The sequence below is a fragment of the Haloquadratum walsbyi J07HQW2 genome, assembly GCF_000415985.1.
Taxonomy (GTDB): domain Archaea; phylum Halobacteriota; class Halobacteria; order Halobacteriales; family Haloferacaceae; genus Haloquadratum; species Haloquadratum walsbyi_B.
Genome location: NZ_KE356561.1, coordinates 2,764,150 through 2,776,386 on the forward strand (window position 1 = coordinate 2,764,150; position 12,237 = coordinate 2,776,386).

At 47.0% G+C, this 12,237-nt stretch carries 12 protein-coding genes and 3 pseudogenes; 6 read left to right on the plus strand and 9 right to left on the minus strand.

Annotated elements, in window-relative coordinates; genetic code table 11:
- The first annotated feature begins 2 nt into the window (after positions 1 to 2).
- The 5 genes from J07HQW2_RS13015 (at position 3) to J07HQW2_RS13035 (ending at position 3,250) form a co-directional block, all read left to right on the plus strand.
- The gene (locus tag J07HQW2_RS13015; protein WP_021056017.1) at positions 3 to 809 is read left to right on the plus strand and encodes a cytochrome b; all 807 of its coding nucleotides are present in this window, start codon (positions 3 to 5) and stop codon (positions 807 to 809) included.
- A 4-nt stretch (positions 810 to 813) separates the two neighbouring features.
- Positions 814 to 1,632, plus strand: a complete 819-nt coding sequence (locus J07HQW2_RS13020; RefSeq protein ID WP_021056018.1) for a cytochrome b family protein — start codon at positions 814 to 816, stop codon at positions 1,630 to 1,632.
- A gap of 215 nt (positions 1,633 to 1,847) precedes the next feature.
- The gene (locus J07HQW2_RS13025) at positions 1,848 to 2,252 is read left to right on the plus strand and encodes a DUF7315 family membrane protein (RefSeq protein WP_021056019.1); all 405 of its coding nucleotides are present in this window, start codon (positions 1,848 to 1,850) and stop codon (positions 2,250 to 2,252) included.
- Positions 2,245 to 2,517: a DUF7314 family protein gene (locus tag J07HQW2_RS13030; protein ID WP_021056020.1), complete on the plus strand. Its 273-nt coding sequence runs from the start codon at positions 2,245 to 2,247 to the stop codon at positions 2,515 to 2,517. Before J07HQW2_RS13025 ends, J07HQW2_RS13030 begins: the two co-directional genes overlap by 8 nt.
- 283 nt (positions 2,518 to 2,800) lie before the next feature.
- Entirely contained in the window at positions 2,801 to 3,250 is a 450-nt protein-coding gene (locus J07HQW2_RS13035) for a DUF7313 family protein (protein ID WP_021056021.1), read from the plus strand.
- Between the two features lie 151 nt (positions 3,251 to 3,401).
- Here J07HQW2_RS13035 and J07HQW2_RS13040 read toward each other — a convergent pair whose 3' ends face one another.
- Together J07HQW2_RS13040 and J07HQW2_RS13045 are read right to left on the minus strand one after the other, a co-directional pair.
- Positions 3,402 to 4,340 carry an alpha/beta fold hydrolase gene (locus J07HQW2_RS13040; protein ID WP_021056023.1) on the minus strand — a complete coding sequence of 313 codons (939 nt, stop codon included), beginning with the start codon at positions 4,338 to 4,340 and terminating at the stop codon, positions 3,402 to 3,404.
- Positions 4,341 to 4,465: 125 nt separating this feature from the next.
- The gene (locus J07HQW2_RS13045; RefSeq protein ID WP_021056024.1) at positions 4,466 to 4,723 is read right to left on the minus strand and encodes an MTH865 family protein; all 258 of its coding nucleotides are present in this window, start codon (positions 4,721 to 4,723) and stop codon (positions 4,466 to 4,468) included.
- A gap of 107 nt (positions 4,724 to 4,830) precedes the next feature.
- On the opposite strand from J07HQW2_RS13045, the gene J07HQW2_RS13050 reads away from it, so the two are divergent.
- The gene (locus J07HQW2_RS13050; RefSeq protein WP_021056025.1) at positions 4,831 to 5,376 is read left to right on the plus strand and encodes a plastocyanin/azurin family copper-binding protein; all 546 of its coding nucleotides are present in this window, start codon (positions 4,831 to 4,833) and stop codon (positions 5,374 to 5,376) included.
- Positions 5,377 to 5,418: 42 nt separating this feature from the next.
- Here J07HQW2_RS13050 and J07HQW2_RS13055 read toward each other — a convergent pair whose 3' ends face one another.
- From J07HQW2_RS13055 to J07HQW2_RS18825, 7 genes and pseudogenes are all read right to left on the minus strand, one after another.
- Complete coding sequence (locus J07HQW2_RS13055) at positions 5,419 to 6,042, minus strand: DUF420 domain-containing protein (protein ID WP_021056026.1); 624 nt, start codon at positions 6,040 to 6,042, stop codon at positions 5,419 to 5,421.
- A 192-nt stretch (positions 6,043 to 6,234) separates the two neighbouring features.
- Positions 6,235 to 7,280: pseudogene (locus J07HQW2_RS13060) on the minus strand (NAD(P)-dependent glycerol-1-phosphate dehydrogenase).
- 218 nt (positions 7,281 to 7,498) lie between these two features.
- A complete protein-coding gene (locus J07HQW2_RS13065) occupies positions 7,499 to 8,308 on the minus strand; it encodes a LysE family translocator (protein ID WP_021056028.1) in 810 nt (269 codons plus the stop codon).
- 221 nt (positions 8,309 to 8,529) lie between these two features.
- Positions 8,530 to 9,246 (minus strand): TMEM165/GDT1 family protein, encoded by a 717-nt coding sequence (locus tag J07HQW2_RS13070; RefSeq protein WP_021056029.1) that lies wholly within the window; start codon positions 9,244 to 9,246, stop codon positions 8,530 to 8,532.
- 350 nt (positions 9,247 to 9,596) lie between these two features.
- Positions 9,597 to 10,193 (minus strand): annotated as a pseudogene (locus J07HQW2_RS18820) (metal-dependent transcriptional regulator); the annotation flags it as partial.
- Between the two features lie 213 nt (positions 10,194 to 10,406).
- A pseudogene (locus J07HQW2_RS13080) lies at positions 10,407 to 11,216 on the minus strand (pyridoxal-phosphate dependent enzyme).
- An 18-nt stretch (positions 11,217 to 11,234) separates the two neighbouring features.
- Positions 11,235 to 11,450, minus strand: coding sequence for a hypothetical protein (locus tag J07HQW2_RS18825; RefSeq protein ID WP_303704137.1), 216 nt, complete (start codon positions 11,448 to 11,450; stop codon positions 11,235 to 11,237).
- Between the last annotated feature and the right edge of the window lie 787 nt (positions 11,451 to 12,237).

A 12,237-nucleotide genomic window follows, 5' to 3' on the forward strand; every position in this document is an offset into this window, starting at 1 on the left:
CAATGAGTTTAGAAAAAAAAGACGAATACGACCACAAAAGCTGGATGAAAAAGAAGGATCTGACTCCAATTGAGTCAGTCTTTCTGATGAGTCTCATCTGGCTTGACAAACGACTTCGCATCGTCGATTATCTTGAGCTGATGGAGACACTCTATTACCGGGTTAATCTCCAGATGCCAAAGAGCCATACTGAGCAGTATAATCTTGATAACAAATTCTGGTATTGGTACCCACTGTATACGTTAGGATTCTTTTCAACACTTGCATATGTTGTTGCTGCCATCTCGGGTGCATTATTGGGGTTCTACTATAGCCCATCTGCGGCTGCTGGTGGTGAGGCAGCCGGAACTGTTGCGTATCAGAGTGTCGCAATAATCATGCAGGATCTTCAGTTCGGGTTCATGCTCCGATCGATACATCGCTGGTCTGCGCAGGTTATGGTTGCGGCTGTATTTCTCCACATGCTGCGGGTATATTTCACTGGTGCATACAAAGAGCCCCGTGAACTAAATTGGCTCATTGGAATTGTGCTAATCAGTCTCACAATGGTGTTTGGATACACTGGGTATCTACTTCCGTGGGATCAACTTGCATACTGGGCAGGACAAATTGGCGTTGAAATGTCATTGTCAATCCCATTAGCGGGCGAGTGGATCGCACAGTTACTATTCGGTGGATTTTCGCTAGGTCAAGCGACCCTCCAGCGGATGTATATTATCCACGTATTCTTACTCCCATTCGTGGTAACCACGTTGATAGCTATTCATATTGGTATTGTCTGGGTGCAAGGCATCGCGGAACCACACTAAAATAATGAGTGATAACACTACCACATCAGACACGAATACAAGCACAGACACAGACACAGACACAAATACAAGTGCAACGCAGAAAGATATTCGAACGGATGGAACCGGCATTGTTGCGCCGGATGATGAAACACCAACATGGAGTGAGCGAAAAAAGCGTAGCACAGGATTATCTCGACTCACTTACGAATACTTTGAACGCGCTCGCCGCGAGGATCAAGACCTACGCCAGGAATCCGACTATGTCGAACGTGATGTACTCGCATTTCCAACGTGGCCCCATGAGATTATTCGTAACCTTGCCATAGCAAGTTTCTTTACTGGGATGATCCTATTCCTGTCGGCGACTCTCCCACCTCACATTGGATCTCCAGCAAATCCATCGAGTACCCCAGCAATTATTCTCCCTGACTGGTACCTTTATTGGTCATTTGGATTACTTAAGCTCGGACCACTGAATCCTGATCTTGCAATTCTAGGTGGGGAAAAGCTGATGAGCGACCGAACATACGGCGTATTAGCTAATGTCGTTGTCGTTGGTGTTGTTGCAATTGTTCCCTTCTTGAATAAGGGAAGTGCTCGCCGTCCTGTTGAACAGCCGTTCTGGGCTGCTGTTGGGGTTGGTGGCGTTATTTTTGCATTCACTATCAGCGTTTATTCTGCAAAGAATCTTATTCCGATGAATGTTCATCTACTGTTTGACCTCACGTTCCTTCTTCCGGTTGTGGCTGGATTCGTGACATGGGCTGTATTGAAGACGATGCGCGAAGGCTACTCATATGACCTCAATCGACGCTACTACCGCCTTCGTCCGCCGAAATAATTTATCTCACTACCCAATCAATTAGGTGATGATAGATGACCCGCGGTGGGAAAAGAAACAATATCACAACATAAATTCAATGCGACACGTTGACAATTGCACAGATAGTCACGGAATCCCTCGCAGGATAACCACTCTGGATAGTATAGGTATGCTGAAGTTATGCTGTCTGCGACAGGATCAAGCGTCTTTTTGATGAAAATGATGAGGATACAATGACAGACAGTGACCCTGGGACAGCACGCACAGAACCTGATAACTCCGATAACACTACCACAGAATCAGCCACCGGAGGGCGTGATATCGTTGTTCCAATGCGACTATATAAGACCGTGACAGTGTTTTCGACACTGCTTGCAGTGGTGAGCGTTGTTATTGGATTTTTATTCTTGGACGCGGCAACATTGAACGTCAGTCTTGTTGGTGACATCGTCCGATTAGTGCTTGCTGGGCTCAATTTATCTGTCCCGGAGTCCCTGCTCAGTAGTCTTTTTGCAGTAATTGGGCTATCGAGTATTGGATTGGGCGCAGGCGTATATGTAATTGGAACTCGATTTCGCGCTCAGGGAATGGGAAAGTCTCAAGAGGACGCCAGCGAATTTTCGGATACAAATGGCTGATGAGTTCATCAAAGGGCTTGGAATATTCACTGCGGGTGGACTCGGCTGGATGGTACTCGCAGGATGGTACCGAACTGAGAGCTTTGAGAGTAGCCAACAACTTGTTGCACCTGTATCACTTAGCGATTCAGCGACAATGTTTGATACGATGGGCGTGCTGTTGATGGATACACTTTTTTGGTTTACAATTATCGGTGCATTGGCTTTCTGGGTGATTATCCCGGTCATCAGACAAACACGTGAGGTGATTGAAGATGGAAGGTAATGTTCTCAAAAACATGGAAATAGCATCGTTTGAACAAAAAGTCTAGTATTATTATTTGTATACTCGTGGCAATCAACGCTGTTTGATTTGGGATATATCCTCTCAGATTGACCCTGGATTTATCTTAATCAAATTCTCACCGTGTGCTTTTGCTAGCTTTTGACTTCATGACGAGTAGAGATGACGAGACTACGAAAGTCGCATTTGATGTATGAGTGCTTAATGATGGCGTGACTGTGTCAATTAGAAAAACTCTAAATCCCCCTCCACATACGCTCTCAATATGCATCTGCTCCAGTTCGCCGTCCCTCTTGATGCGTTAGCAGCGGTGGCCCCGGTTCTTACATATATTATACTGGGGCTTGCTGTTATTAATCTCTTGACACGAATTGTCCAGCACAGATTTCATCTCAAACAAGCAAAAGTAAGTGATGACGATGAAGGACTTGACCGATGGCTCCCACATACAGCAACGACACTCGGACTTGTTCTTGTGTCATTCTTATACATGATTCCACATCCTCACGCTGGAATGGTAATGTCGGTGCTTGCACTCGGGGTTCTCTTCACAGATTTCTTTGAGTATGAATCTCGACTTGTCGAAGCCCGGTCAAAGAGTAAACAGCTCGGTCGCCCGATTGCGGCTGTTGGCGCATCCGCGTTTATGTTTCTTTATGCAGCATATCAGAGCGTTTTCTTTGTCATTGAACCCGTATGGAATTCAATTGTATAGTCACGCTGTAGTAACATCAGCGATTTCCATCCGGATAACGCGTATAAAATACCACAGTTGAGTCATTCCGCCCGATTGATACTGTGTCATTGTTTATTTCTGTCGTATATTAATGATAAAGAACAGACGGATGATCGATCCCTAGTTCAGTTTACCTTCGATTGACGGCTGACTGAATCGTCTTAATGCACTGATCCGGGAATTCGACATGTGGTAGCAGCTTGGCATCATCAACGACAACTAACCGACAGCCCGCATTCTTTGCAAGCTTGCGCCCTCGCTGTAGTGGTGTTATATCAGCTTCACGTCCCCACAATAATGTCACTGGAACATCAATGTCTGAAAGGGTTGTCTCCAATTCTTCTGACTTATTGAGAAAGCCGCTGATGAATGATGCTGGAGCGTATCGAGCGTTCGGTTGATGAGCGGTCTGCCATTCATACTCCATCCACGTTTCGGAGATATTCTCAATATTGTAGTATCCATGATCAGCATTGAAATAACGGATTGATGGTTTCGAAGTGAGCAGATTGAATAGCGCTGTTCCAATAACTGGTGCTCGAAGTAACTCTCGAAGTGCGACGATACGGTTTGGACCACCGCGCTCAGTCGGGCAAATAAACACCATGCTCTCGATATCAGTCGTCATATCATCAGCCACACTGGCGAGATATGCTCCTGTAAGTGAGGACGCGATGACTGATACCGACTCAAAACGGTCCTCAGTGAGAAACGCCTGTATAAATTCTTCATAAAATGCGGCTGAGTATCGGAGTGAAGGACGATCTGATGTCCCAAATCCCGGGAGGTCCGGGGCAACAACATGATATGAATCTGAAAGTTCCGTGAATATCTTTCGAAATTCACCACTTGACCCCGCAGCATTGATCCCATGAAGTAATACAAGCGTGTGGTCTGTCGGGTCACCTGCTTCAGTGTATGAAACTTCAATTTCATTCCAAGTCATGCTGTCGTGATCACCACTCAAGGCTGGATCAATTTGATCAACGCGTCGATTGAGGACAGCATTTATTCCAGAGAGTCCTCCGACACCTGCAGCAAGTGCACTCAGTGCTGATCGAACTCGCATGTATGACTATTCGTCACCAGCGATATTTAACCGTGTGACTCCCGATTCCTAGCTCAGTCAGAAATCGTATGTGTATAGAAAATCGGAGGAGATAAGAACATATTCAGATATGAACCGCATGTTATTTATATCATTTCTTCAGTTTTGAGTCCCTCAATAATATCATCAACGAGTGAATCGACGTTCGTGTACGGAAAGTCCTGATGTGTGCCAAGTTTAGCTGCCATCTCAATTGCGGTGAGCGTTACCTCACCAGCATGGAACTTCGTTCTTGGTCCATCCGGGAGCGCCGGGACAAGGTCCATTTGACTGTCGACAGGAAACTCAGCATCACTGAATGCATCATGAAACTGCTGTCGAAGTTCACTCTCAGTCTCTGTCATAGCCAGAAGTATGAGACAATCGAAAAAAGGGTTCCGAAATGATGAACGGATGAGTTTGAACAAGACGAATCAAAGTATTCACTACACCCGATTGCCAAGAGGGCAGTATGAGTGAAGAGAGTACGGAACTATCCCGACGGACGCTGCTCACAACAGCGGTTGGTAGCGCGACTGCTGGAGGGGCAATTGGGACTGCAACTGCTCAGGAGGGTGGGAACAGCACAACGGTGACCGTCGGTCCAGGTGGTTCATTCGTGTTTGAACCAGGAACGAATGAGGCATTAGAGATTACCCCGGGGACAACCGTTGAGTTTGTGTGGGATTCTGATAATCACAATATTGTCGTTGAGAGCCAGCCTGATGGAGAAAACTGGGAAGGACATGACACGCTCGAAAACGCCGGATTCAGTTACACACATACATTTGAAACGCTTGGCACCTACGAATACTTCTGTCAACCGCACAAAACCGCAGGGATGGGCGCAAGCATTGATGTTGTTGAGAGTATCTCAACACCTGTATCGTCAAATGTTCCAACCGTTCCAGATTCGGCAAAAACACTTGGTGTTGCTACCACTTTTGCAATGGTTGCAACTCTTGGACTTGGATTTTTCTTTCTCAAATACGGCGGCGATTACGATATCGAAGAGTAATAAACCACCAATAGCGGATCGTCATCGATAGCTCTCCATCATCTACAGAGCGTTTACTAACATTGCAGCTCCTGATTCGATGTATTCCCATCCGAATGCGTGATTAAGAAGCACATATGCAACGACACCGAGTGTTAGCGAAAGCGCCCATGCACTGGCGGCGATACGCCCAACACGACGATGTGGTGTCTGTTCACGGAGTTCTTGTGGTGTATGTGTGATACCAAGCACAATTGCATAAAGCACAACGGGCACAGAAATGATGGAGAGTGTGATATGAATCGCCAACATTCCAAGGTACGGATAATATACCATTGCCGGTCCGACAAATTCTTTCGTACCACCACCACCGATTTTTGTGAGATATAGGACTAAAAAAACAAGAATCAATCCAAACGATGTGAGCATCGCTGCTGCATGCTTTCTAACCTCATTACGACGAATCCACCGCCAGCCTGCGAGAATCACGAGCACATTCACTGCATTCACAACTGCAATCGCATCAGAAATGAGATTCACCTCTGGCAGTGAGAGATCAGGATAAATCTGTGCAGGGACGATTCCAATAAATGTACCAATAACGACTGCATATCCAACAACTGAGAGGATAATAGTGGCCGCAAGCGGGTGGCGCTTCAGTGATATATCAGCGCTCGCAGTAGCCATATCAATTATTACATTGGGGGGATATTCCCTCTTCGGATTCGCGGTTAACTAATGTGGGCACTATTCGCTATTGTCATTAATTATTAACTACAGTGATGATAGATTTCCATTTCAACAGTTCTCGACAGGATATCTCGTGTATCATGTCAGTTAGTAAAAATAATCAAGCGTGGTGTTTCATCCATGTCGTAATTAACACACCCCAGTAAATATTGCTGCTTCGTGAGCGGCTGCTTCACTGATTCCGTTTCCAAGGATCGTATGTCGGTCTCGAATAGCGTGTGCGCTTGTTACTGCCTGAATAAATACGTCTGCAGCAATATCAAGTTCTGCTGCTGTTGTTGGTGCACCGACATCCGCGAGCGCATCGCGGATATCTTTCCACTCACCGTCTTCACCAGTGTGAAGATATGCTGTAATGATGGATGCGACTCCGACTTGATGACCATGTAATGCTGCATCAGGGACAAGCCGATCAAGTTGATGTGAAATAAGATGCTCAGCGCCGGATGCCGGCCGTGAGGATCCGGCAATTGACATAGCAACGCCAGAGGAAACAAGCGCCTTCGCAACGAGCCATGCAGATCTTCAAAGCCTTGTTTTATAGCATCCGAGTTATCAACGAGCATCTCTGCTGTCATCTGTGACAACGCACCAGCATACTCACTATATTCAACATCTTGAAGTCGATGTGCAAGTTGCCAGTCTTGAACGGCGGTATAATTTGAGATGATATCAGCACACCCAGCTGTTGTGAGTTCCCATGGTGCCTCGACGAGAACGGCGGTATCAGCAATGACTGCTAGTGGTGGATCTGCGGCGACAGAATGGCGAGTATCTCCCTCTGGAATTGATGACCGTCCAGAGACAATTCCATCGTGACTTGCCGCTGTCGGTACAGAGACAAATGCACACCCAAGTCTATCTGAAGCCATTTTGGCGATGTCAATCGGCTTACCCCCGCCAAGTCCAATAAGATATCCGACATCTGCAGCCTCAGCAGTCTCAATAACATCCTCAACGGCGTCAAAACTCGCATGATCGACTAATATTGTCTGTGGATCTGCAAACTGTGCGCGAACACGATCACCAATGAGTTGGTTTGGAGTCGGGCTTGTGATAATAAGCGGGCGCCCATCAAGATACAACTCCTCAGTTGCTGCGGCAAGGTCACTAATTACATCATGACCGACGAGGACATTTCGAGGAAGTTTAATCCACGTCGTCTTCTTGAACATATTTATTCCTGTAGGGGGCACCTCAAAGACTTTCCCGATTACTTACCGAAAAATACGCAGTAAGTGTGGATTGTGGATCATATACAACCGAAGTTGGAGACACAAACTGATGATAGAACCCTCCGTAACTGAGTCGATAATAATTGACGAACGAGATACATGATTGTAATTAATCGAATTGAATGGGCTCAGCATGGTCTCTTAGCTTGAGTGACAGATCATAATATAATGAACGCCTTTCGCGCGCCTCTCAGAATAAAGACGACCCCAAAGCCTGCGAGGACAATTGCACTCCCAACAGCAACGACAGGAACCAACGTATTGATTCGTTGTCCTATCTTGATAAGCGTGGCTGGGAATCCGGTGATCCACACTGTAATCCCAATAAAGAATCCGATAATAAGTGCCGGAGATCCCGTTTCGATAATAACTAAGCCGGTAAGCAATGACCCAATGTATGGTGTCTGTGCAAGAATATCGAGTGTGCCTGACTGTAGAAGTCCAACCCCAATCGTGAGCCAGAATAAGATTTGATACGGATTCGTGAGTGCGAGAATGAACGCCTTGCGGAATCCAGTTCCAACAGATGTATTTGCAGCTCCAGTTTTAGTTCCATGTTTTGCTTTGTTTTTGTTTTTGTTTTCATCTTCATCCTTATGTTCATTCTCGCTTTTGGGTTCATCACTATCTCCTTGTACATGAGCAGCTATATCCGTATCATCAACACCGAACATTGAATGGGTCTCTGCGGCTGCCCCATACGCGAAATATAGCATCAAGACGCCGCCAAGAGTAGTCATTCCGGCACGTAGAAGCGGTGCACGCTCAACGATACTGATGACACCGAATGCTGCAAGCACGAGAAAAATAATATCAGCTGTCATTGCCCCCAATCCAGCAAGAAATCCTGCGGTCCATCCACGAACAACACTTTCCTCGGCAATGATCGCATTCATGGGTCCCGGTGGTGCCGCAAGCGCAAGTCCAAACACAACACCAGCCAGCGCTGTTATTCCAACTGCAACCATTATCATATTATTAGAGTGGAAATGCGAAAAACTAATCCTCAGATAACAGATCAGTACATCAACTATTGGATGAGTACATAACCTCAATTCAAAGACTGAACAAGAACCCACATACTCAATATCTGATTTAGTTTATTGGATACGATTAATCTTAATTATAATACAGTAGTGTCCAGTGTATGAGTCATATATATATAAAATGCTCAGAACGCCGATTAACGCTAGATGGCTGCAGTGACAATTGTTGTTATCTCACCGATTATTATCTCCCAAACAGAGAAATCAAACAGAATCGCCATCATAGAGTCAATTCCAAAGAAGGCAAATAGCAGTGCTGATCCAAGATAGGCTGTTCGCATATTGAGACGTCCCGAGAATGAATGAAACAAATACGCGTTCGCAAGACTAATTGGAATGATCGCGAGCATCTCACCAATCCAAATTGCAGATGTCGCCCCGTATTGAACCGCTAACCCAATTGTCACCAGTTGTGTCTTATCCCCAAATTCACCAGTTACCATCAAAATAAATATTGGAAAAAACCCTCCGAATGAGCCACTCACACGATCAAGCGGTCCAGGCAGGCTAACCATCTCAAGTGCCGCAAGTCCCCCGTCTGTCTCGGCTGTCGCTGCGTTCGGGGTATCTTTACTACTTTCACCTGATGGGGCTGATCGATACAGCAATATCGCAAATATCAAGAATAATGACGCGGTGACGGCATTCAGCGCAATCGGCGGAAGAACCGCCTGCAATGCCCGTCCAAAAAGGATCTCAAGCGCTGTCCATCCCGCGAATGCCGACCCAGCAGCGGCAACAACAACAATCGGGTCGTATCTGGTAGATAACCCAGCGATGATGAACTGTACCTTCTCACCGGGAAGCACAGCAAGCTGTGCAATGAGGGCAACGACAAGAATCTCAAGATACGTGCTCATGCGTCACTCACCTCATCAGCGTCAATATTATCTCCTTGATCATGCGTCTCTGTCTGTGGGTGCATCGTGGTGGTCTCCGCTGTACTGTCAAGAGGACGAATACGAACTGACTCGGCGACATCATCTGGGAGACTCTGTGTCGATGATTCTGTCGTATTGTTTGCTCTGTAATCTGACTGAGAAACAACAGTTGATGTCAACGAATCAGCGTCACCATCCGATGCTGTGTGTTGGTCTGTGGACGATGTTTCAGTGCCTGCTGAGTGAGTAGCCGTAGACACATTGGACTCTGATACGACTTGTACTGACGGGTTTCCACGGTCTATTTCATCTGATCCCACATTATCTCCGCCAATTGCGACAGTTATCATCCCAAATGGAGCCACATCTACAACTGTGAGTTCGGTTCCAGGTCTGATGCCAGCGCGATCCAGATACTCTAATTCTGCAGGATCACGGTCTCGGACGCGAACGACGACAACATTCGCACCCTCTTCGCAGGCAGATAATGGACCACTTGCCGTATCACTGAGCGGTGTCAGATCAGCGGTCGGAATCGGATCACCATGTGGGTCAACCTGTGGGTCATCAAGTGCCTCTGCGACACGGCGTTCGAATATCTCACTAATATGATGCTCTAACGCATCTGCCTCTCCATGTACCTCACTCCACTCATAACCAAGTTGATCAGCAAGATATGATTCTAGTAATCGATGTCGTCGGATAACCGCTAATGCTACAGTTTCGCCTTCTGTCGTCAATTCTACCCCCTTATATTTCTCATAAACCAATAGCCCACGATCTGTGAGCGTTTCAAACATACTCGTCACAGTTGCTGGTGTTTTTTCAAGAGTGGTTGCAACTGCTGATGTCGACACTGGTGTGCCACTCTGAGCCTGAAGCCGATAGATACTCTTCAGGTAATCTTCCATCGCATCACTCAACATAAGTGATTTAGACAGATCAAAAATAAAACTGTGACGGCAAAAATCAATAGTTGTGACTGACATAAATTAAATAATATTGATATACTGATATATACATTTTATATACCTTTACCCGTCGGATGACTTCGCAACACATCGGCAGTTCTTGTCCCCGATTCAGTGTTGACAGCAATAATGGTATCCGATGGGTCAAATACATCGCGAGCAGCAAGTTTATTGACGGCAACGACAGCAGCCTCCAACAGCTCCGACCTCGAGCCCAGCGCGCTGAGCGGCGACAACTGCTACTTCTAAAATTGCATCATCAACAATAATAACTTCTCCATTACACGCATCGATAGCTTCAACCGCTGTGGCTCCACTGTTTGGGTTCGGGATTTCTAATTCACCAACGATCGTATCTGGATTATCCCATGGCCCAACTGCTTCAGTGCCCTTGGCTGCAGCATTAGCAATTGGTGCACATCCAGACGACTGTGCAGCGTGCAATTTCGGCATTGCACTGAGTATACCTGCATCGGTAAGTTCACCAAATCCCTTTGGGATGCCCACAACAATTTCTCCAGTCCCAGCCGGGACAACAACGGCATCAGGTATATCCCATCCATGCGCTTCTGCGAGTTCAAATGCAACCGCTTTGATGCCGTCATGTCGATATGGGTTGTCGAACTCTTGTAGCGTATCCCAATCTGATTGAACCTGCTCAGCAAGTGCATTCTCCGTATCTGGATATCGTCCGCCAGCAACTAGCAACTCGCATCTCACTTCGATGGACATTCACCGTCGCTTTATTTGAAAACGGGTTCGCGAGGGAGCAAAGACATACGACCGAATTCTAGCTATTCCGGCATATGCAGCCGCCAACTGTCCAGCATTTCCGGGTGTTATAAGCGCGAGCAACTCAGCCTCCGTCTCATGGGCAGCGGTTACAGTCGATGAGAGTCCGCGGTCAAGTATCGTTCTAGTTGGATTTCGGCTCTCATCTTTAATTGCGAGTGTTTCAACACCTACTTGTGCGGCAATTTATGATGCTGCGACGAGTCACGCATCGGCTTCACCGGCGGTGACTGGATTCCTAAATGGAAGGAACTCATTATATCGCCACATTGAGGATGTCGTGATATTGAGTTCAGTAGAATCACATGTTTGACCAAGAGCCTCGGTATTCATTTTCCACTTGACGCTGTCTGTATCATACGTTGGCTCCAATCGACCACCGACATCGGTTGGACCTGTTGTTGTCAGGTCATCTTTCACCAAGCAGGAAATCCCGCCGTTCACGGCGGGCAGGAATGTGACATGCGACTTATCTAACCGCCTGCGATAGCTGAGCTGACACGAACCCCCTGACCGTGGTATTTTTTCTGTTTCAGGCCGTACTGACTAGTAACGTGGGCTGTGCCTGCGTTAGCGAACTATGCTCGTCCGGCTCGGCTCCCCGCCGGACGACCGCCGGGGTGAGAGCCGACCGCTGAAACCGGACCGGACGGCAATGACATGCTGGTGGATGGGAGTGCCGGTGATAGCACCACAACCACAGGGCACTGCGCTCAGGGTCAAGGCAGGGAACCTGCCGTCCGAGACTCTGAGCGCTGCAGTGCAGTGCAGTGCCCTGAAACCTCACCTCACCTGACAACGGGTTCGGGTTCGGGTTGGGGTTCCCGCAGTGCGGGAAGCCACGCCGTTTACGGCGGGCGAGGATGTCACGTCGGTCGTCACTCGCAGTGTTATATAATCTGCGAAATGACTCACAGGTGTTCATAGCAGACTACATTATTCTAATTAACAAATCAATATCGTATTATATCGCATATTTTGGACCATCTGATGTACCCAGATTCAATGTTTGAAAATCGATCTTTTCCCCAGGGAGCGATATCATAAAACACGCAGCATTAGAGACGCTTACCGGCTTACCCCCCTGAGGAAAGCCAGTCTCGACACTCTCTTTATGTATCCATCCACGAGTCACAAATATGAGCACAGACTCCGTCGTAGTCGTCGGTGCTGGACTTGCTGGTCTTGTCGCCGCGCGACATCTCGC

Coding starts and splice junctions, on each gene's coding strand:
- J07HQW2_RS13015 (WP_021056017.1), top strand. CDS start 3: ATGAGTTTAGAAAAAAAAGACGAATACGACCACAAAAGCTGGATGAAA.
- J07HQW2_RS13020 (WP_021056018.1), top strand. CDS start 814: ATGAGTGATAACACTACCACATCAGACACGAATACAAGCACAGACACA.
- J07HQW2_RS13025 (WP_021056019.1), top strand. CDS start 1,848: ATGACAGACAGTGACCCTGGGACAGCACGCACAGAACCTGATAACTCC.
- J07HQW2_RS13030 (WP_021056020.1), top strand. CDS start 2,245: ATGGCTGATGAGTTCATCAAAGGGCTTGGAATATTCACTGCGGGTGGA.
- J07HQW2_RS13035 (WP_021056021.1), top strand. CDS start 2,801: ATGCATCTGCTCCAGTTCGCCGTCCCTCTTGATGCGTTAGCAGCGGTG.
- J07HQW2_RS13040 (WP_021056023.1), bottom strand. CDS start 4,340: ATGCGAGTTCGATCAGCACTGAGTGCACTTGCTGCAGGTGTCGGAGGA.
- J07HQW2_RS13045 (WP_021056024.1), bottom strand. CDS start 4,723: ATGACAGAGACTGAGAGTGAACTTCGACAGCAGTTTCATGATGCATTC.
- J07HQW2_RS13050 (WP_021056025.1), top strand. CDS start 4,831: ATGAGTGAAGAGAGTACGGAACTATCCCGACGGACGCTGCTCACAACA.
- J07HQW2_RS13055 (WP_021056026.1), bottom strand. CDS start 6,042: ATGGCTACTGCGAGCGCTGATATATCACTGAAGCGCCACCCGCTTGCG.
- J07HQW2_RS13065 (WP_021056028.1), bottom strand. CDS start 8,308: ATGGTTGCAGTTGGAATAACAGCGCTGGCTGGTGTTGTGTTTGGACTT.
- J07HQW2_RS13070 (WP_021056029.1), bottom strand. CDS start 9,246: ATGAGCACGTATCTTGAGATTCTTGTCGTTGCCCTCATTGCACAGCTT.